The sequence below is a fragment of the Methanothermobacter sp. CaT2 genome (genome assembly GCF_000828575.1).
Taxonomy (GTDB): Archaea; Methanobacteriota; Methanobacteria; order Methanobacteriales; family Methanothermobacteraceae; genus Methanothermobacter.
Map to the genome: position 1 here is coordinate 22,991 of NZ_AP011952.1, position 20,632 is coordinate 43,622.

General features: G+C 49.5%; 21 protein-coding genes. 14 read left to right on the plus strand and 7 right to left on the minus strand.

The genetic code is table 11. From position 1 onward, the window contains the following. Positions 1–5: 5 nt before the first annotated feature. From rpsB to MTCT_RS00270, 11 genes are all read left to right on the plus strand, one after another. Complete coding sequence (gene rpsB / locus MTCT_RS00220; RefSeq protein ID WP_048174854.1) at positions 6–602, plus strand: 30S ribosomal protein S2; 597 nt, start codon at positions 6–8, stop codon at positions 600–602. A 9-nt stretch (positions 603–611) separates the two neighbouring features. Further along, positions 612–1,454: an MEMO1 family protein gene (locus tag MTCT_RS00225; protein WP_048174856.1), complete on the plus strand. Its 843-nt coding sequence runs from the start codon at positions 612–614 to the stop codon at positions 1,452–1,454. A 10-nt stretch (positions 1,455–1,464) separates the two neighbouring features. After that, the gene (gene mvk, locus MTCT_RS00230; protein WP_013295354.1) at positions 1,465–2,382 is read left to right on the plus strand and encodes a mevalonate kinase; all 918 of its coding nucleotides are present in this window, start codon (positions 1,465–1,467) and stop codon (positions 2,380–2,382) included. A gap of 29 nt (positions 2,383–2,411) precedes the next feature. Next, positions 2,412–3,206: an isopentenyl phosphate kinase gene (locus tag MTCT_RS00235; RefSeq protein ID WP_013295355.1), complete on the plus strand. Its 795-nt coding sequence runs from the start codon at positions 2,412–2,414 to the stop codon at positions 3,204–3,206. Positions 3,207–3,366: 160 nt separating this feature from the next. Continuing rightward, positions 3,367–4,413 (plus strand): type 2 isopentenyl-diphosphate Delta-isomerase, encoded by a 1,047-nt coding sequence (gene fni, locus MTCT_RS00240; protein ID WP_013295356.1) that lies wholly within the window; start codon positions 3,367–3,369, stop codon positions 4,411–4,413. Between the two features lie 4 nt (positions 4,414–4,417). Further along, on the plus strand, positions 4,418–5,770 hold the full coding sequence (locus tag MTCT_RS00245) for an RNase J family beta-CASP ribonuclease (protein ID WP_013295357.1): 1,353 nt from the start codon (positions 4,418–4,420) through the stop codon (positions 5,768–5,770). Further along, positions 5,767–6,744 carry a short chain isoprenyl diphosphate synthase IdsA gene (gene idsA / locus MTCT_RS00250; protein ID WP_013295358.1) on the plus strand — a complete coding sequence of 326 codons (978 nt, stop codon included), beginning with the start codon at positions 5,767–5,769 and terminating at the stop codon, positions 6,742–6,744. The genes MTCT_RS00245 and idsA overlap by 4 nt, the downstream gene beginning before the upstream one ends. A gap of 3 nt (positions 6,745–6,747) precedes the next feature. Beyond that, positions 6,748–8,406 (plus strand): glutamate--tRNA ligase, encoded by a 1,659-nt coding sequence (gene gltX / locus MTCT_RS00255; RefSeq protein ID WP_013295359.1) that lies wholly within the window; start codon positions 6,748–6,750, stop codon positions 8,404–8,406. Positions 8,407–8,631: 225 nt separating this feature from the next. Further along, entirely contained in the window at positions 8,632–8,934 is a 303-nt protein-coding gene (locus MTCT_RS00260; protein WP_013295360.1) for a nucleotidyltransferase domain-containing protein, read from the plus strand. Beyond that, the gene (locus tag MTCT_RS00265) at positions 8,927–9,295 is read left to right on the plus strand and encodes a HEPN domain-containing protein (RefSeq protein ID WP_013295361.1); all 369 of its coding nucleotides are present in this window, start codon (positions 8,927–8,929) and stop codon (positions 9,293–9,295) included. Before MTCT_RS00260 ends, MTCT_RS00265 begins: the two co-directional genes overlap by 8 nt. A 150-nt stretch (positions 9,296–9,445) precedes the next feature. Continuing rightward, a complete protein-coding gene (locus MTCT_RS00270) occupies positions 9,446–10,681 on the plus strand; it encodes an LL-diaminopimelate aminotransferase (RefSeq protein WP_197538716.1) in 1,236 nt (411 codons plus the stop codon). A 134-nt stretch (positions 10,682–10,815) separates the two neighbouring features. Here MTCT_RS00270 and MTCT_RS00275 read toward each other — a convergent pair whose 3' ends face one another. The 7 genes from MTCT_RS00275 to MTCT_RS00305 all read right to left on the minus strand — a co-directional run bounded on the left by MTCT_RS00275 (position 10,816) and on the right by MTCT_RS00305 (position 17,850). Further along, positions 10,816–11,397 carry a zinc dependent phospholipase C family protein gene (locus tag MTCT_RS00275; RefSeq protein WP_013295363.1) on the minus strand — a complete coding sequence of 194 codons (582 nt, stop codon included), beginning with the start codon at positions 11,395–11,397 and terminating at the stop codon, positions 10,816–10,818. Between the two features lie 92 nt (positions 11,398–11,489). Beyond that, positions 11,490–14,174 (minus strand): FmdE family protein, encoded by a 2,685-nt coding sequence (locus MTCT_RS00280; RefSeq protein ID WP_048174862.1) that lies wholly within the window; start codon positions 14,172–14,174, stop codon positions 11,490–11,492. Between the two features lie 212 nt (positions 14,175–14,386). After that, the gene (locus MTCT_RS00285; protein ID WP_048174865.1) at positions 14,387–15,280 is read right to left on the minus strand and encodes a hypothetical protein; all 894 of its coding nucleotides are present in this window, start codon (positions 15,278–15,280) and stop codon (positions 14,387–14,389) included. 120 nt (positions 15,281–15,400) lie between these two features. Next, complete coding sequence (locus MTCT_RS00290) at positions 15,401–15,925, minus strand: hypothetical protein (protein WP_048174867.1); 525 nt, start codon at positions 15,923–15,925, stop codon at positions 15,401–15,403. A 120-nt stretch (positions 15,926–16,045) separates the two neighbouring features. Then, positions 16,046–16,519, minus strand: coding sequence for a hypothetical protein (locus MTCT_RS00295; protein ID WP_231855385.1), 474 nt, complete (start codon positions 16,517–16,519; stop codon positions 16,046–16,048). 169 nt (positions 16,520–16,688) lie between these two features. Next, positions 16,689–17,372 (minus strand): radical SAM protein, encoded by a 684-nt coding sequence (locus MTCT_RS00300; RefSeq protein WP_013295366.1) that lies wholly within the window; start codon positions 17,370–17,372, stop codon positions 16,689–16,691. A 172-nt stretch (positions 17,373–17,544) separates the two neighbouring features. Continuing rightward, the gene (locus MTCT_RS00305; RefSeq protein ID WP_052457263.1) at positions 17,545–17,850 is read right to left on the minus strand and encodes a DUF2769 domain-containing protein; all 306 of its coding nucleotides are present in this window, start codon (positions 17,848–17,850) and stop codon (positions 17,545–17,547) included. Positions 17,851–18,077: 227 nt separating this feature from the next. Between MTCT_RS00305 and MTCT_RS00310 the strand changes: the two genes are divergently transcribed. From MTCT_RS00310 to aqpM, 3 genes are read left to right on the plus strand one after another with little or no spacing between them, the layout of a single operon-like run. Then, on the plus strand, positions 18,078–19,577 hold the full coding sequence (locus tag MTCT_RS00310; RefSeq protein WP_048174872.1) for a DUF2193 domain-containing protein: 1,500 nt from the start codon (positions 18,078–18,080) through the stop codon (positions 19,575–19,577). Positions 19,578–19,608: 31 nt separating this feature from the next. Beyond that, on the plus strand, positions 19,609–19,818 hold the full coding sequence (locus tag MTCT_RS00315; protein ID WP_048174874.1) for a DUF2180 family protein: 210 nt from the start codon (positions 19,609–19,611) through the stop codon (positions 19,816–19,818). A gap of 1 nt (position 19,819) precedes the next feature. Continuing rightward, positions 19,820–20,560, plus strand: a complete 741-nt coding sequence (gene aqpM, locus MTCT_RS00320; protein WP_048174877.1) for an aquaporin AqpM — start codon at positions 19,820–19,822, stop codon at positions 20,558–20,560. Positions 20,561–20,632 lie beyond the last annotated feature (72 nt).

The window sequence follows — 20,632 nt, forward strand, 5'->3', positions numbered from 1 at the left end:
ATATATTGTCAGAACTACTGATACCACTAGACAAATACCTTGCAGCAGGACTGCATATTGGAACACAGCAGAAAACAGCTGATATGGAGAAATACATCTACCGTGTAAGATCAGATGGGCTCTACGTCCTTGATATAAGGAAAACAAATGACAGAATAATAGCGGCCTCAAAGTTCCTTGCAAAGTATGAGCCAGATGATATACTGGCTGTATCAACGAGGCAGTATGGACAGGAACCTGTCAGGAAATTCGGTGAGGTGACAGGTGCAAGGACAATACCCGGCAGATTCATCCCGGGCACACTGACAAACCCCAACTATGCAAAGTTCATTGAGCCACAGGTGCTGGTTGCAACCGATCCCAGGTCAGATTCACAGGCAATAGTTGAGGCCAAACAGATAGGCCTGCCTGTTGTGGCACTCTGCGACACAGAAAACCTGCTTGGAAATGTTGATATCGCAATACCCGTCAACAACAAGGGCCGTAAAGCCATAGCCCTTGTTTACTGGCTCCTGGCAAGGCAGCTGCTCAGGGAGAAGGGTGTGCTCAAGGAGGATGAGGACCTGGATATACCTCCCACTGAATTTGAACTGAAAATTTAGAGTGGTTCTATGATAAGAAGACCTGCAGTGGCGGGAGCTTTCTATGAGCGGGACCCTGAAGCCCTCAGAAGGCGAATTGAGTGGTGCTTCAACCATGAACTGGGGCCGGGCGGTCTGCCGGTCAGGGGTTCCGCCAGGGACATAAAGGGGGTGATCGCCCCCCACGCAGGTTACATGTACTCAGGACCTGTGGCAGCCCACGCCTACCATGAGATGGTATCAGACGGTATACCTGAAACATTCGTGATAATCTGCCCCAACCACACAGGCATGGGGTCAGGCGTCTCACTGATGCAGAGGGGAGCATGGGAAACACCCCTCGGTGTCGTGGATATTGACAGTGAACTTGCAGAGGTCATTGTAAGGGAATCCGGTATCATTGATATTGATGGGACAGCCCACCTCGGAGAGCACAGCTGTGAGGTCCATGTACCATTCATCCAGTACTTCACAGATAGATTCAGGATAGTCCCCATCACCATGTGGATGCAGGACCAGGAGACAGCCACAGACGTTGGACATGCAGTGGCTGCAGCGATTGAGAGGACAGAAAGGGACGCGGTTGTCATTGCAAGCACTGACTTCACCCACTACAGCCCCGCCGATGTTGCAGGATCCATTGACAGCAGGATAATTGAGAGGATAACCGAAATGGATGATACAGGCATGTACGGTGTTATAACGGAACTCAATGCAACCATGTGTGGTTACGGGCCAGTGGCCGCCAGCATCACAGCATCCAGGATGCTCGGAGCCAGTGAGTGCAGGCTCCTGAAGTATGCCACGAGTGGTGATATAACAGGGGACCAGAGTTCAGTTGTGGGCTATGCCTCCCTTGTCCTGAGAGGCTGAGGGTGAAACATTGAAGTCACGGGCATCAGCACCTGCCAAGGCCATTCTTTTTGGTGAACATGCCGTTGTATATGGGAAACCGGCGATTGCAGCTGCAGTAGATAGAAGGGTGACTGTAACCCTAGGGGATTCATCTGAAAACCGGGTTACCATACCATCCCTGGGAGTTGATTTCAGGTCTGAATCCAGCCCAAGGGGAGGTATTCTTGACTACGTTGGGAAAACCCTCAAACTCTACCATGACGGGTCACCACTCAGTATCCAGATCGAAATGGAGATACCGGTGGGGTCGGGCCTTGGCTCATCAGCAGCACTCACAGTTGCACTCATAGGGGCCCTTGATGAATACCATGGAAGGGAATCAGAACCTGAGGATACCGCAGCGAGGGCCCACAGGGTTGAACTCGAAGTCCAGGGAGCCGCAAGTCCCCTTGACACCACAGTGAGCACATATGGCGGTCTGGTGTACCTTGACAGTCAGAGGAATGTGGAAAAGGTTAATGCGCGGCTTCATGATCTTGTAATAGCGCACCTGGACCATTCAGGTGACACCGCAGAGATGGTTGCAGGAGTCGCAGAGCTCCGAAGCAGATTCCCGGATGTCATGGATGGAATCATGGATGCAGTTGAGATGATAACCATGAGGGCATACAGGGCACTTATGAGTAACAGCCCGGAACCCATAGGGGACCTTATGAACATAAACCAGGGGCTCCTTGACGCCATGGGCGTGTCCACAGGGGAACTTTCAATGATGGTCTATGAGGCCAGGAGTGCAGGTGCAGCCGGCTCCAAGATCACAGGTGCCGGGGGAGGCGGAAGCATAATAGCATACTGCCCTGGCTGCGCAGAAGATGTTGCTGAGGCCCTTAACAGGAACTGGAATGCAATGAAGGCCAGGTTTTCAGAAGAGGGCCTGATCAGGTAAAACTTCTTATCACTTAAAGGGGCATCTTGATGATCATTCTCAAGGTAGGTGGAAGTGTAATTACCAGAAAGGACTCTGAGGAACCTGAAATAGATTCAGAAAACCTTCAGAGGATAGCCTCAGAGATTGCAGACGCTTCACCATTATCACTCATGATAATACATGGGGCCGGATCATTCGGCCACCCATTCGCAGGAAAATACAGGATAGGATCTGAAATAAAGGATGAGGAGGAATTCAGAAAGCGGAGATTTGGATCCGCACTCACACAGAACTGGGTCAGGAAACTCAACACACACGTCTGTGATGCGCTCCTTGATGAGGGAATACCGGCGGTCTCCATGCCCCCATCAGCATTCCTGAGGGCAGAGAATGGCCGCATCCGGGATGCTGATCTTTCAATGATAAAATCCTACCTGGAGGAGGGGATGGTCCCTGTAAGTTACGGTGACGTGATCCTTGACTTAAACACCAGTGTGAGGTTCTCTGTGATATCAGGTGACCAGCTCATAAACCACTTCTCCATCAGGTTAGGGCCAGAGAGGGTCATACTGGGAACCGATGTGGACGGGGTTTACACCAGGAACCCAAAGAAATACCCTGATGCGAGGCTTCTTGACGTTATAGGATCCCTTGATGACCTCGAATCCCTTGATGGGACAGTTAATACTGACGTTACAGGTGGAATGGTTGGTAAGGTGGGGGAACTCCTGGCCCTCGCAGAGAGGGGTATAGAATCAGAGATAATAAATGCAGGTGTACCTGGAAATATCCTGAGGGCCCTCCGTGGAGAGGCTGTGAGGGGCACCAGGATCAGAAAATAAATCATTCATATCACGATCATAACCTGATAGTTCAGGGTTACAGTTAAGGGAAATTTGAAGGCCAGATCATCGATTCAGATCATCAATTAAGGGAATTAAGACATGATCATAACCTGATAGTTCAGGATTATCAATTAAGGGAAATTTGAAGGGCGTTAAAATGATTTCGGATAGAAAACTGGAGCATTTGATCCTGTGCACAAGCTGTGACGTGGAGTACAGGAAGAGCACAGGCTTCGAGGAAATTGAAATGGTTCACAGGGCCATACCTGAGATAAACCGGGAAAAGATAGATATAGGACTGGATTTCCTGGGTAAAGAGCTTTCATCACCCATAATGATAAGTGCAATTACAGGCGGGCACCCTGCAGCCCTCAAAATAAACAGGGAACTTGCAAGGGCCGCAGAGGAACTCGGAATTGCACTTGGACTTGGAAGCCAGAGGGCAGGTGTTGAACACCCTGAGGTTGAGGAGACCTACGCCATAGCAAGGAAAGAGGCCCCATCAGCAATGCTCGTGGGAAACATTGGAAGCTCCCACATCGAATATGCAGAGAGGGCAGTTGAGATGATAGATGCAGATGCACTCGCAGTGCACCTCAACCCCCTCCAGGAGTCAATACAACCCGGAGGCGACGTGGACTCAACCGGGGCCCTCGAATCCATATCATCAATTGTGAAGTCCATGGATGTCCCTGTAATGGTCAAGGAGACAGGCGCAGGTATATCCTCAGAGGACGCCATAAAACTTGAAGCATGCGGGGTGGCGGCCATAGACGTTGCAGGTGCAGGCGGAACCAGCTGGGCCGCAGTTGAAACCTACCGTGCAGACGACAGATACCTGGGTGAGCTTTTCTGGGACTGGGGAATACCCACCGCTGCAAGCACAGTGGAGGTTGCAGAGTCAGTAAACGTGCCTGTGATTGCATCAGGGGGTATACGAAGCGGACTTGACGCTGCAAAGGCCATAGCCCTAGGTGCAACAATGGCTGGAATAGCACTCCCGGTACTTGAAGCTGCAGGCCAGGGTTACAGGGCCGTTATAAGGGTAATTGAAAGGTTCAACGAGGCACTTAAAACCGCCATGTACCTTGCAGGTGCAGAAACACTTGACGATCTCAGAAATTCACAAGTCATAATAATGGGCCGAACCAGAGAGTGGCTAAATGAAAGGGGCTTTGAAACAATAAAATACGCCAGGAGGTAATAATTTGAGCGTAGAAGTAATAGCGATCGGCGGATACGAGGAAGTAGGTAAGAACATGTCCGCCGTTAAGGTGGGGGATGATGTTGTAATATTTGACATGGGGATTCACCTTGACAGGGTTCACATACATGAGGACACAGACATTGCAAGGATGCACAGCCTGGACCTCATAGAGAGGGGTGTCATACCCGATGATACCCTCATGAAGGACGTTGATGGAAAGGTCAGGGCAATAGTGTTCACACACGGGCACCTGGACCACATAGGGGCGGTTGCAAAGCTGGCCCACAGGTACCAGGCCCCCATAATAGCAACACCCTACACAATAGCACTCATAGAGAGGACAATAAAGGCAGAGCGAAAGTTCAATGTCCTAAACACACTCCAGGTCCTCAATGCAGGGGAGAAGTGCCAGATATCCCCTGGTATAACACTGGAGTTCATACAGTCAACCCACAGTATACCACAGTCAGTTATAGCAGCACTCCACACACCGGAGGGTATAATAGTCTATGCACTTGACTTCAAATTCGATGACCACCAGAAGATATCACCACCACCTGACTACCACCGCCTCAGGGAGCTTGGAAGGAAGGGCGTCCTGGCAATGATAGTTGAAACAACCAGGGCCAACGAGAAGCAGGAGGTCAAGACACACTCAGAGAAGGTTGCAAGGATAGTCCTTGAGGATATAATGAAGAACCCCCTTGAGGAGAGGAACGGGATGATAGTGACCACCTTCTCCTCCCACATGGAGCGTATACAGGCCATAAGTGACATAGCATCACAGAGCGACAGGCAGATGCTCCTCCTTGGAAGGTCAATGGAGAGATACTGTGGACTCGCAGAGGCCATGGGCATACTCAAACTCCCTGAGAATGCCAGCATATATGGAAGTCCAAAGGCTGTTAACAGGGCCCTTGCACGTGCAGAGGCAAAGCGTGAGGATTACCTCCTCATCACAACAGGTCACCAGGGGGAACCCGATGCTCTGCTGCCTAGGATAGCCAATGCAAAGACCCAGTTCCGGATAAAGAGGGGTGACAATGTGGTGATATCAGCCCCCGTCATACCCAACCCCATGAACGTTGCAAACAGGAACCTCATGGAGCGTCGCCTGGCATCAAGCGGTGCAAGGATCTACACAAATGCACACGTATCAGGGCATGCAGGTAGGGAGGACCACAGGGACTTCATAAGGATGCTCAACCCCATGCACATAATACCAGCCCACGGAGACCTCAGCATGCTCTCGGCCTACGCCGAGATAGCAGAGGAGGAGGGCTACAAGCTGGGTAACGACATACACATCTTGAGGAATGGACAGGCACAGGTATTTAATGGAGGTATCCGATGACGGAAGTATTAGATATTCTCAGAAAGTACTCTGAAGTGGCCGATAAGAGGATAATGGAGTGCATCAGCGACATAACACCTGATACGCTCCTTAAGGCATCAGAACACCTCATAACAGCAGGTGGTAAGAAGATAAGACCTTCACTTGCACTCCTTAGCTGTGAGGCTGTAGGCGGAAACCCTGAGGACGCTGCAGGGGTGGCTGCGGCCATAGAACTGATACACACATTCTCACTCATTCACGATGATATAATGGATGATGATGAGATGAGGCGAGGGGAACCCTCAGTCCATGTCATATGGGGTGAACCCATGGCCATACTTGCAGGGGACGTCCTCTTCTCCAAGGCCTTCGAGGCCGTCATCAGGAACGGGGACTCAGAAAGGGTGAAGGATGCCCTTGCAGTGGTGGTTGACTCATGCGTTAAGATATGTGAGGGCCAGGCCCTTGACATGGGCTTTGAGGAGAGGCTGGATGTCACAGAGGATGAGTACATGGAGATGATCTACAAGAAGACCGCAGCCCTCATTGCAGCAGCAACAAAGGCAGGTGCCATAATGGGGGGCGCATCAGAGAGAGAGGTTGAGGCCCTGGAGGACTACGGCAAATTCATCGGCCTCGCATTCCAGATACACGACGACTACCTGGATGTGGTGAGTGATGAGGAATCTCTGGGCAAACCTGTGGGCAGTGACATAGCAGAGGGCAAGATGACCCTCATGGTTGTAAAGGCCCTTGAGGAGGCATCAGAGGAGGACAGGGAGAGGCTCATATCGATCCTCGGATCAGGTGATGAGGGCAGTGTCGCTGAGGCCATAGAGATCTTTGAACGCTACGGTGCAACCCAGTATGCCCATGAGGTGGCCCTTGACTATGTGAGGATGGCCAAGGAGCGCCTTGAGATACTTGAAGACTCAGATGCAAGGGACGCACTCATGAGGATAGCTGACTTTGTACTTGAAAGGGAACACTAGGTGATGATGGTGGAGGACCTCGTCTACCGCTACGCACTCATGAATGCTGTTAAGCATAAGGGAAAGGCAAACCCGGGCGCCGTCATGGGGGCCGTTATGAGCAATGAACCTGAACTCAGAAAGAGGGCCCCTGAGGTCAAGGAGGCTGTTCAGGCTGCTGTTGAGAAGGTTAACAGTTTAAAACCCGAAGAACAGCAGAGTGAAATGGAGAGGCTAGGTCTTGAGATCAGGGAGAGGAAGCAGAAGAAGAGACAGGGACTCAGGAACCTCCCTGATGTTAAGGGTGAGGTTGTACTGAGGTTCGCCCCCAACCCCAGCGGACCACTCCACATAGGCCATGCAAGGGCAGCCATCCTCAACCATGAATACGCCAGGAGGTATGATGGCAAACTAATACTCAGAATCGAGGACACCGACCCCCGAAGGGTTGACCCGGAGGCCTATGATATGATCCCCTCTGACCTGGAGTGGCTTGGTGTTGAATGGGATGAGACCATCATCCAGAGCGACCGAATGGAGATCTACTATGAGTACACAGAGAGGCTCATAGAGAGGGGCGGGGCATACGTATGCACATGCACCCCCGAGGCATTCAGGGAATTCAAAAATGAGGGGAAGGCCTGTCACTGCCGTGACCTGGGGGTCAGGGAGAACCTCCAGCGCTGGAGGGAGATGTTTGAGATGCCAGAGGGCTCAGCGGTTGTGAGGGTTAAGACAGACCTCCAGCACCCCAACCCCGCCATAAGGGACTGGGTTTCAATGAGGATAGTGGAGGCCGAACACCCCCGCACAGGTACACGCTACAGGGTGTACCCCATGATGAACTTCTCGGTTGCTGTGGACGACCACCTCCTCGGGGTGACCCATGTCCTAAGGGGCAAGGACCACCTTGCAAACAGTGAAAAACAGGAGTACCTCTACAGGCACCTGGGCTGGGAGCCCCCTGTATTCATACACTACGGGCGCCTTAAGATGGATGACATTGCACTGAGCACATCAGGGGCAAGGGAGGGAATAGTCGAGGGCAAGTACTCTGGCTGGGATGACCCCCGCCTTGGAACCATCAGGGCCATCGCAAGGAGGGGTATAAGGTCTGATGCAATAAGGAAACTCATGGTTGAGATCGGTGTCAAGATAGCAGACTCCACCATGAGCTGGAAGAAGATCTACGGCCTCAACCGCAACATCCTGGAGGAAGAAGCCAGGAGGTACTTCTTCGCGGCAGACCCTGTCAGGTTCGAAATAGAGGGGCTGCCAGGACCCATCAGGGTTGAAAGATCCCTGCACCCTGATAAACCTGAACTGGGTAACCGCATCCTCGAGCTGAATGGGGACGTGTACCTCCCCCGTGGGGACCTCAGGGAGGGTCCTCTCAGGTTAATAGATGCTGTTAACGTGATCTACTCTGATGGTGAACTCAGATACCACAGTGAGGGCATCGAGGAGGCAAGGGAGCTGCAGGCAGCCATGATACACTGGGTTCCAGCTGAATCAGCCCTCAAGGCAGTGGTCGTGATGCCTGACGCCTCAGAGATTGAGGGTGTCATTGAGGGAGATGCCTCAGAACTTGAGGTTGATGATGTGGTACAGCTTGAAAGATTCGGGTTTGCCAGGGTTGATTCATCAGGGGAGAGACTGGTATTCTATTATGCCCATAAATGAATGGGAACCTCTTTAAACCCTTTTTTTCTTGAAGGCCTTTCAGTGGACAGATCAAACAGTTAGACGTCGAAGACGCACGGCTTGTCTGTGAGCGAGATCGTCTTTCAGTGGACAGATTAAACAGGTAGACTCTACTGGGAGCACACATAAATTTAATTATAATGGCGAAAAGATCTGAAACTGTCAATAGATCTTCGGGTTCACACTTCGTTCTGGGGGGTAATGATGAACAGACTTGAACTTGCCAGGAAGTTTTCAGAGTCACTGAATTATCCTGAAATAGAAAAAATAATCCTTTTTGGGTCCGTTGCCAGGGGGGATGATAGAGAGGGCTCTGATATAGACATAATCATAATCTCCACAAAAAAAACTGAAATAAAGGATAAGGTCATAAGGAAGGCGCGCGATATACTCCTCAGTACAGGTGTCCATATCTCAGTTAAGGTAATTTCCCCTGAGGAATACAGGCTTCTGGGGGACACCCATTTCATCTCCAGAATAAGGAAAGAGGGTGTGGTGCTTGGGTGATGAGGAAATTTTAATGGAAAAGGCAGTCAGGAAACTTGAGGCTGCCAGAACACTGTGCGAACATGGATTCTATGGAGATGCTGTAAGCAGAGCATACTACGCAATGTTCTTTGCAGCAAGAGCGCTGCTATCACGGAGGAACATTTACCCGAAGACTCACAGGGGATTGATTTCACAGTTTGGACTCAAATTCGTAAAGAATGGGGGATTCCAGAAGGAGATATTTGACATACTTCTGAGGGCATATGAAGATAGGGAAGAGGCGGATTATGGTATCCTTTCAGAAATAGATCAGAAAGAAGCAATTATTATAATCAAAGGAGCATTGAAGTTCGTGGAGGAATGTAAAACCTTCAGATAAATATCTGAGACCTTATTGTTGATGGCATTCAGCCCCATTAACAGGGATTGCAACTTTTTATACAGCAATTTTTATTAACTCCTGTGGACTACATGATAATATCATTCTTCTTCAGGGAACCTACCTGAAAATTAGTTTCTGAGAGGTTAAATCATGGTGACAGTAAACGAAAACTACCTGCTACTTAAAAGCAGTTACATATTCTCTGAGATAAACAGGAGAGTGGAGGACTTCCAGAGGAAAAACCCTGACGCCGATGTGATAAGGATGGGTATAGGGGATGTTACAAGGCCCCTCCCCTCCGCGGTGGTGGAGGCCTTCCACAGGGCCGTCGATGAGATGGCTCACGAGGAAACCTTCATGGGATATGGACCTGAACAGGGTTACCCATTCCTCAGGGAGGCCATAGCAGAAAACGATTACGCCTCAAGGGGTGTTGAGGTTTCACCCGAGGAGATATTCATAAGTGACGGTGCAAAGTGTGACACAGGAAACATCCAGGAGATCTTTGGACAGGACAATGTGGTCGCGGTGACAGACCCTGTCTATCCAGTGTACGTGGAGAGCAACGTTATGGCGGGAAGGGCCGGTCCCGCAGATGAGACTGGAAGGTACAGTGGTCTGGTGTACATTCCGTGCACAGAGGAGAACGGATTCATACCAGCACTTCCTGAGGAGAAGGTTGACCTCATATACCTCTGCTACCCCAACAACCCCACAGGAACAGCGCTCACAGAGAAGCAACTCGCAGAGTGGGTTGACTATGCAAGGGACAGTGGCAGCATAATACTATTCGATGCAGCGTACGAGGCCTACATACAGGAGGATGGAATACCCCACAGCATCTATGAGGTGGAGGGTGCAAGGGAGGTTGCAGTTGAGTTCAGGAGCTTCTCAAAGAACGCCGGCTTCACAGGTACAAGGTGCGCCTTCACTGTGGTGCCAGAGGAACTGGAGGTCCCCGACAGTCAGGGGAGGATGCACTCCCTTAAGGAGCTCTGGAACAGGCGCCAGACAACAAAATTCAATGGGGTATCCTACCCTGTGCAGAGGGCCGCCGAGGCGGTCTACACACCTGAGGGCCAGAGGGAGATAAGGGAGTCAATAGACTACTACATGGAGAATGCAAGGATAATAAGGGAGAGCCTTGAAAGTGCCGGTCTGAGGTACTATGGTGGTGTTAACGCACCATACATCTGGATAAAGACACCTGAGGGCATGGATTCGTGGCAGTTCTTTGACATGCTACTCAATGAGGCGGAGGTTGTTGGAACACCAGGGTCTGGCTTTGGACCGAGCGGTGAGGGATACTTCAGGCTAACAGCATTCAACTCCCTTAAAAATACTGTGAGGGCAATGGAAAGGATATCTGAACTCAGCTTCTAGGTGAGTTCTGAAAATACACATTATTTTTTGATTATTTATTCTTCAGTGGCTGGTTCAGGTCTCGGAGTTCTGAAAATTTACTTTTTTGATGGATGATGTATGGGTTTATCTTCCAAAAAAATAAAATTGGGGTTTTAATTCATGGCAAGGTTTATTGCCCTGTAGGCTACGCTGGTCCCCATATTGAGGTCCCTCTGGACTATCGAGCTGCTTTTGGTTTTTGTCCACCTTGACCAGTCGCTCCTTCCATTGAGGTAGCCCCGCTGCATGAGGCTGTAGATGTCCCCTGAAACGTAGCTTATGCTGGGTGCAAGGTACGTGGCCTGTTTTTCGTAGCTGTTATGGAGTGTAGATGACTCTCCACTTACACAGTGAGGTGCTGAGAAAGTGTCTGTGATGTAGTGGCTTGCAACACCAAAGCAGTAACTGGCATACCTGTAATTCTTGCTTCTGTAGGCACTCCTACCCCTGTCAAGCCACTTTTTAGCCTCTGTAAAGCTTCTGGGAAAGCTGTGCCTAACAGTATCATGAAACTTTTCGTCAGGGTCGTTGGATCCGTCGATCATGGCGTTAATGTTGATCTTTGATCTCTTGGAGGATGGAAGCTTCTCATAGATGGCCTCAGCGGCGTCATAGTGGGTGACGGTCTTCCATGCATAGGAGCATGGCATCAGCATGAGGACGAGAACGAGAATTAATGACACACCCCTCTTCATTTTAAAACCTCCATGATAATATGAGGGATGCACATGTATAAATTTTTCCTTAACAGGGAGTGATGATATAAAAAATAGAAAAAAGAGGACTTTCACTTTCCAGCTCCGCCCCTCACGAAACCGAAGGCCACGAGGCCAGCGGCCACAAGGACACCCACGATACCATAAACGTACCATGAGGAGTCAGCGCCGCCAGAAGTGGAGGTTGCGTTTGTAACCTCATAGGCCCTCTTAGCCTCCATGGGAGAATCCTCTGAAACCTCAGATGCCGCATTCACATCAGCCGGCGAAGCAGTATGCTCAGCACCCGGCGTGTAATCTGCATGGCCTGCGGTACCATGGGAACCTGAGGGTAAACCCCCGGTTGAACCACCTGTGGAGCCGCCTGGAATGCCGGGTACTCCTCCCTGGTTTCCGTTCTGGCTTCCGCCATTGTTCACCGGGATGAGGTCTTCACGTGTCCTGTTTGCTGGGATGCTGAATATGTACTGGAGCGCATTCATGGACCCTGTACCCCCTGAGAGGAGTATGTTGAGTTCTTCCCTGTTTATGAATCGCTCAGCCGCTTTACTGACCGTCGGCAGGGCTATCAGGTTAGGTGATGAGTAGTCGTGCTTGTAGAGCCTGATATATTCCTCGTACATGTTGGATCCGGCTGCGAAGCGTGGGCCCTGCCAGGTGATTATTGCAACCCTTCCTGTGTTGGTCTTCTCATCCCATACCACTATGTAGCCCACCATTCCATTCATACCGCCCTCTGTCTCGAGCCTTGTCTCCTCAGTTGTCAGCCTCTGGTTGGAGTAGGTTCCCTGTCCAGCTGAAACCCCCAGGAGCATGAAGAGGATGTCATCCTTACAGTTGTCCAGTGTTGTAACGTAGATGTACTTCTCGTTCTCACCCCGGGGATAATTCTGGAATATGTAGTCTGCTATGAGGTAACCGGGTGAGCTTCCACCACAGACATGGTTGTGGAAGAGCCAGCCCATTAGCACGTCGAATGGCGGATCATAGGGGAGTACCTCCTGGATTATGTAATTCGCTGAACTCTGAACAGTGAATGTTCCTGTTGTGAGGTTGTAGTACATTGACCTGATTATCTTCTGGGTCCCGTTGATTAGGCAGAAGTCGAACTTCAGCTGACCCCAGAGCGGTGCATGGACAGGCAGGAGTGTCTTTCTGCTTAACCTTGATCCCAGCACATCGAATATTCCATCCCATACAGCGCCTGTGTCCTGGCCGTTGATCCTCACATAACCTGCGGATGTCAGCACGAAAAGGTGGTAGTCATCCTTCTCAAGGTTTATACCCATTGCCCTGAAGAGCTCCACGGCCTTCTCGGCTGCAAGGCGCCCGATGTTTTTGAGGTCACCGTAGGTGAGGTTTCCTGTAATGTATGTCCTGTTTGCCGGTGTTGCATTCACAAGGTTTGTCTGGTTCAGTATGTAGTTGAGGTCGAGTCCGGCTGCACTGATGGTTGTGTTACCCTTGGTGGGTTCATATCCCATGATATAGTTGACCTGGTCCTGTGTGAGGTTGTCGAATGCGTAGAGGATCTTCACAAGTGATTCGGGACTTGTTGTGAGTTTTTTAACTGCCCATGCATTGAACTTGAGTTCAGAGACCGCCGTGGCTTTTGTTTCCTGTTTGTATTTGTTTATCAGTTCCTGCTGACTGTAGGCCATTATTATGAGGGTTCCTGTCTTTGTCTTTGAGTTCCACCTGATGAATCCAACAATATTGGTGTCCGCCGTTGTGTTGAAACCAACGTAGGCCCTCTTACCTGGTGTTGCGTCCATGGCGTATATGAATACGTCATCGTCTGATCCACCGGGCACACCAACAACCTGGTAACTGACACCCTCCAGTGGAAGTCCGAATTCATTGGTTGCAGGGTAGTATTTTAGGAGTGTCTCTATCATTGCGTATCCGCTGATGGTACCGAGGCAGACGTGTCCATGGAATGCCGCCTCCCTGAGTATGTCAGGTGATAGTCCTATTGCCCATGCGTTTGCAAGGCTTGCTATGGGGAATGTGTCGCTTCCGAGTTTTTTCTGGAGTGCCTGGTACTGTGTGAGTGTCATGTTCTGTGACACGGTTCCAACGTAGAGTGGTGTCATGCTGGCGTTTTTGAAGTATGCCACTATGAGGTCGTTTCCCTTCCTTACGATGAATGCGAAGTCCAGGGGGTCGAGGCGTGTTTTTCTGAGCATCAGAAGGTTACCCTTCCCGTAGCTCACTCTACCGCGGGCCTGGTTGAGTATGCCCTCAAGGACATCCTCTGATGTCTGGTTCCTGTAGTATGCTGTTCCGGCTGTTGTTATAACCAGGACATCACCTGTTTTTGTTAAGTTCAGTATCTTGTCAGCCTTCCTGGTGATCTCCCTTCCCAGTCTGTAGGCGTCTGTGGCGTTCATCCTGAGGGAGAGGTAAGCAGCGTATTTTGTCCCGTAGTCTGTGAGCTGGAATGTGTGTGAGAGTTCCCTGTAACCGGGGGCCCTGACCTTTATGGTGAACCGTGTGGTGTTTGTGATGTTCCCGTAGGTGAAGAGGATCTTTGTTATGTTGGCTGCCGGGTCAAAGGTCCTTGTGAAGTTGATCCTTGTTCCGTTTTCGTCTGTGACTTCCTGTATGTCAGGGTTTATCTGGCTGTTGTCGTCGGCATACTCGTACTTTACATCAACCCCTACCTCACATGAGGTGTCCGCCGCGCTCACTGAACCTGTCAGTGTTACAGCAAAGAGAAGAACAATGAAAGCGATGAAATACTGTCTTCTCATCAAAATTTTCACCTCCTTAAATTCTTTCATAAAAAATAATGATATTCTTAATATATAAAGATTAGTTATTACTAAATTTGGGTAATGGCGAGTAGAAATAATACTTAATTCTGTATGGTGATGGGGTATTGCGCACTTTCAGGTGTGAGAAGAAAAGGGCATTTTAATGGGTTTAAAAATAAAAAGGTATTTGGAGAAGGCGTTTAATGCCTTTATTTCTTCCTTTCTATCCTGATTGAGATTGGGGGTTCAATTTCCTTCTTGCGGATCACCCAGATCGCGGCTCCAAGCACAATGAGGATTATGAGCCATGCGGGTATCACGATGACGGTATCAGATGTCTCTATGGTCTTTGTCTGGTGGTAGCGACCATATTTTATCTCTGTCTTCGCGGTGTAGGGTCCGAATTCTATCCACCCTGGCTTCCAGGTCTCAACCAGTGTGTAGTTGTCTTCGGGGTAGACAACACCGTCGATGGGGACCCTCTGCGTCCCTGTTATCCCTGTGAGTTCAATGGCCCCTGTCATGTTTGCCTGGACGGTACCAGTATTTCTGAGTTTGTAGGTGAACTTACCTGGCATGAAACTCAGAAGAACACTTGGAGCTTTGTGGTCCTCCAGCTTCAGGGACTCCACTATCGGGCCGGGGAGACCCACATATATGGGTACCACCAGTTCAACTCCCTGGACTATCTGTACTTGTCCCGCTGTCCTGTTCTGAACTGGTAACCCCCTTATAACTATGGCCCCTGCGGCGTCAAGGTAGTTTATCTTTCCTGGCGCATTCACTGTGAACCTGATCTTCCTTGACTCGCCAGGTTTCAGTTTGAATGATGTGTTGCCCTCTATGGTTATCCACTGGGCTATCCCCCTGTCGGAGTATACCAGGTTAACGCTGTCCATGAGGAGCCTCTTCTTGGTTACGTTGACGTTCACCTCTTCCTTACCGATGTTTCTCACGGTGATTTCGCCACTCACTGACTGGCCAGGTTTCAGGTTGTACCTGAAGTCTGCTGGTGATGCCCAGAGACCGGTTGCCACTGCGGGTGCTATGTAGCCAAGAATGAATATGATCATTAAGAGGGCTGTTAAATATCTGGTTTTCATTGTCATCCACCTTTCCTATAAAAAAGAGTTTGGGATCGGGACTATAAAAAATTTATTAAAAATTTTTAAAAGAAAGAGGTTGTTAAAAAAGGTATTTTCTTTTTTGTGTTGTTGTGCAGCTTATGGTGGTGCAGCTGTGTTGTGTTTAACTGCTGTGTAGGTGTTTGTGATTGTGTATACACCATCCTCTGTGAATGAAGGCACATTTAGCTGCATTCTTGTTGTCCACTGTGTTGGTGTCCCGGTCCTCTGGGCTGCCTTGTTCATGTTGTCATAGATTTTCTGTGATGACTGGGTGAATGTTAGGTATGATCCTGTAACGTTGCTGAATATTTTGAACCCTGTTATTGGTATTGTGTCTGTTGCTGTGAGGCTTGTGAATGCTGCAGCGTTTGCCTTGACGTAGAGGTCGATTTTAACGTTACCTGTGTTATTTATTGTGAAATCAGGACTTGTACCTGTGTTCCCTGCGTTTATTGATCCAAAGTTAACGTCTGGTACCTGTATTGCGATTGCCTCAGGCACAGTGACTGTCACTCTCTGTGTTGCTGTTGCCGCATATGATGGTGAACTGTATGCACCGAGTGCCACCACAAACATCAGGGCAACTATAAGTGGGATTACCCCCATTATTTTTTCCCTCATATATATCACCAGATTAATTTTTCAGATAAAATTAATTGTCACAGCCCACTATATAAATCTTTCGAGATTTCGTGACATTGGAAACATATAATAAATGAATTTGTGATTATTGTCACAAAATCAGGTTGATGTGTAGATGAGGGTTGTTGAGTATGTGCCTGGATCCGTGTATGTAGGCACAGTTATGTAAAGGCTGAGTGGAACACTTGAGGATCCTATAAATCCAGAATATGTCATTATGACCTGGTTGGAGGTTGTAAATGGCCTCTTGCTTAGGCTTGGTGTGCTGAACTTAAAATTGGAGAGGGGTATCGTGAGTGAACTGTTGGCTGTATTTACAAGGTTGCCTGATGCCCTTACAGAGAGGGTATCACCACCGGCGATTATGTAGTTTACAGTTGCTGTTACAGCGTCGGGGTAGCTCCTCTCAATCCCATCAGGGGGTACCGTTCCAAGGCTGATGGTGGATGGCTCAACGGTTACTGATGACCACAGTGAAAGTGGCTGCACCACACCCCCACGGGGAGTTGAAGTGTTATTCACTGATGAATTGTTTCCAGTCTCATTGACCGCAGCTGCAGTGAAGACACCCATAACCAGCAAGAATAATACCATAACCGGAATCAGCGCTTTTCTCATAAGATCCCCAACCTACTGTCAATATAAAAGGCGCAGCATTTATATATTTTTTGATTTTAATCTCAGAGGAGTACATCTGATGGAGCATCGCCTGTTCAGATGTTTTCCAGGATCATCGTTTTCCTTAGATGTGGTCCAGGACCATCCTTCTCCTCTTATGCCTCCGGAAGTCCAGTGATGTTGAGACACTGCTGAGGTACTTCCTGCTTATCTCCGCAGCCCTCACTATTTCATCATCCCTGGGCCGCCGGGCACCCAGGCTGTTGTTGTAGCCAACATAACCGGTTATGCGGTAGGGAACGTCCCACTCTGAGAGGAACTCCGCGATTTTTTCAATCTCATCAACATCCACGATTCCAGGGATGAGGACAGTTGAGACCTCCAGTTTACCTGAACCTGTGAGTTCCTCTATACACTCAAGGACAGACCTGTTTGATCTTCCTGTGAGCTGCAGGTGTTTCTCATCATCGAGTGCCTTGAGGTCAACGTGGACCTCGTGGAATGTACTCTTCCTCAGGATTTCCCACCGTGTGCCGTTGGTTGAGATGGTCACATGGAGGTCCCTGCTGAGGGCCTCTGTGAATTCAGGCAGGTCCCTCTGCAGTGTGGGCTCACCACCGGCTATGAGCACACTGTCTATACCCTCCTCTGAACTGATCCTCAGGACCCGGTCTGCTATCCTCTCCGCATCATACTCCCTGCAGTTTCGTGGGGTGAAGAAGCAGTACCTGCACCTGAGGTTGCAGGTGGGTGTGAGCACGGTTATGATGTCACTTACGGATATGTGTGATAGCTGGATATGTTTCACCTCGGAGGTATACTATGATGTCACTTACAGACATCTCTGATGTACAAATAAATTTCAACTCAAATTCATGGTTTATTGCTGTTGTGGTATATATGTGGCGGTCCAGATCCTGCATTTCTGCTCATCTTTCCACACCAGGGAACCAACTTCATTATACATCTATATTACGAAGTTACCTTTCTCTGACACAGAAGTACTCAGATACGTCATCCTCAGATAACCTGTGCTCACGCCAGACCTCACACCCACTGCAGAGGCATTCCTCATGGGGATCTATATCCCTGCAAATGGCTCTACCTGTGGAACAGTAGACCCCTGGAACCCTGTCGGTGTCCATGCGCATGGCACTGTCAAGGTCCTGCTGGGTTATTAGGAGCATTATCTTCTTCTTATCTGCCACGCACTGACTCCTGCTCTGGACGGGACACTCAAGGCAGAGGCACCTTCTGATGTTTTCCATACTGAAGTCAACCTGCATGCCATCACCGTAACTGTATATGTTTCTGCTGCCACTTCATATTTACCCCAACTCCAAAAAATTTTAATTAATAATCATTATAAATTTTTTCAGAAAATAACCTTTATTTAAAACTTTTGTCTTGTAACTTTTAGAAAGTGATATTAATGAAGGTGATCTATTTAATATTGGTAGAATGTGGTCAAACGGGGACTGATCCGGGAGACATTTCTACCGAAGGTGATCTAATGGCTGAGTTATATGAGAAAATGGTAAAAGAGGCCATGATGGCCCAGAAAGCCGATGTGGAAACCATAAAAAAGAACAGGGGAAAGGAGTTTAAAATAAAGGATACAAAGGCCTACCTGGACGTTGTGCAGGACATGAAGGCTGTGGGGGAACAGAGCGAGGCGGTGATAAACCTGCACAAGGACTCAGTGAAGGCCCACTATGAGATACTTGACAGTCTTACAGACACCATAAGACCAGAGGATGACCCCTTCGTTGAACACTACCAGACACCCGTGGTCCTGGAGATACTGAGGGACGAGGACAGTGAATTTGAGAAGAGCCTTGAGGCATTCATAGATGCAATAGGAAGGGCAGAGGCCCTCATAGGAAGGGAGGCAATAAGAAGGTATGGAGGATTCTATGGGCCAACCTGTGTGGTTGACTTCGCCCTCATGCCAGGAAGCACAAGCAACGTGGTGAACAGGATCCTCAGGGAGACAGATATACTTGAGATGCACAAACAGGCGATCCTCTCAGCAAAGTCATGGGGTATGAACACCTCCTATGGTATTGGAGAGGTATTCGCAAATGAGATCGAAAACGGGGCAACCGCTGCAGAGGCGGCAGAGAAGGAAATAGAGATGGTGAAATACATCTACCAGGAACCTGTTGAGGCACAGGCAAAACTCATGGACGATCATGGACACGAGTCCTTCGATGTGAGGGAGTACATGTCCCGCTACAGGAAGGAGATGGAGGGGACGGTGAAGGCCGCCATTGATGATGGGGTGCACTACGGCAACATACTCACGGTACCGGCGTACTGCGTCGGTGACATATCACACCACATAGCCCAGTCCACCTACAACATGTGCAAGGATGATGTGGTGATGGCCATAATCGAGGCAACAACCGGGGTTATGGAAAGCACACTTAACAGTGCAGTCAACTCATTTAAGAGCGAATATGATGTGCTGAGCCTTGCAACCGGTTCATCTGCATGTGCAGTTGAGTACATACTTGAACTCGACGGATTCAATGCAATCGGTGTTGTTGACCTCCTCACCAAGAGGTTCCACAACTATGTGCAGTTATACCCCACAAGGGGGGCTGCAGCAGAGCTCCACAACAGTGACTTCATGGACATGATATACCGTGGATGGACCCATCTGGATGAGGCAAGGAGGATGCTCAACGGAGCAGAGGGTCCACTTGAGCCAATGGTTGCTGGACATAAGGTTGACCTCTCACCGATACATGAAAACGAGGTTATAATGAACCCGCAGCGCTACACATACCCTGCCTGCGCAATAACCGTGAGGTTCTCAGCCCTCATGAGACTTGCCGATTACCCATGCCTCCTTACAAGTGAACCTGTAACAGCAACCCTCATGACCAACATAATCGCACTCCATAAGGAGAGCGCAGCATCACCTGCAAGGACCTGTAAGAACTGTGCAGCGGCAGCACTGGTGGACTTCAGGCACAGCCACTGCCAGTGGAGAGAGGCTGTATAACCTCAAAACACTTCTTTTTTCGGGTGATGGTATGAAATGCTATGTATGTGCAGAGCAGGGAAAGGAAACCGATGCTGTGGCCATATGCATTGTCTGTGGCATGGGTCTCTGCACAGAACACGCAATACGGGAGGAAACCGAGGTATGGAGTGGCGGCTACCCCTTCCCGGCAGAGAAGGTTGGGGGTACCCTGCCCAGGATACTCTGCCCCTACTGCTACAACGTTATGAAGGAGGACTAGGATGGTATCCCTTACAAAAAGGTGCATCGCCGAGTTTATAGGGACCTTCATTCTTGTGTTCTTTGGGGCAGGGTCAGCCGCGGTGACACTGATGATAGCATCTGGTGGCACATCCCCCAACCCATTCAATATTGGAATAGGGCTCCTTGGGGGACTCGGGGACTGGGTTGCAATAGGTCTCGCCTTTGGTTTTGCAATAGCTGCCAGCATATATGCCCTGGGAAACATCTCGGGCTGCCACATAAACCCGGCAGTTACCATAGGGTTATGGTCTGTTAAGAAGTTCCCTGGACGTGAAGTCGTACCCTACATCATTGCACAGCTCCTTGGAGCTGCATTCGGGAGCTTCATATTCCTCCAGTGTGCTGGTATAGGAGCGGCCACCGTTGGTGGGCTGGGGGCAACAGCACCATTCCCTGGGATAAGCTACTGGCAGGCAATGCTTGCAGAGATAGTTGGTACATTCCTCCTCATGATCACCGCAATGGGTGTTGCCGTTGATAGGAGAGCCCCCAAGGGCTTTGCAGGGATAGTTATAGGGCTCACGGTTGCCGGTATAATCACAACACTAGGTAACATAAGTGGAAGCTCACTGAACCCGGCACGTACCTTTGGCCCTTACCTCAATGACATGATCTTCGCAGGTACTAACCTCTGGAACTACTATCCCATCTACGTCATAGGACCCATTGTGGGGGCGGTTCTTGCAGCACTCACCTACCAGTATCTCACATCGGAATAACCCACCTTTATTTTTAGGAGATAAATATCATAGACTCATCAGGTCGTGTCGGTAAGTTAGGGAAGGTCTTTT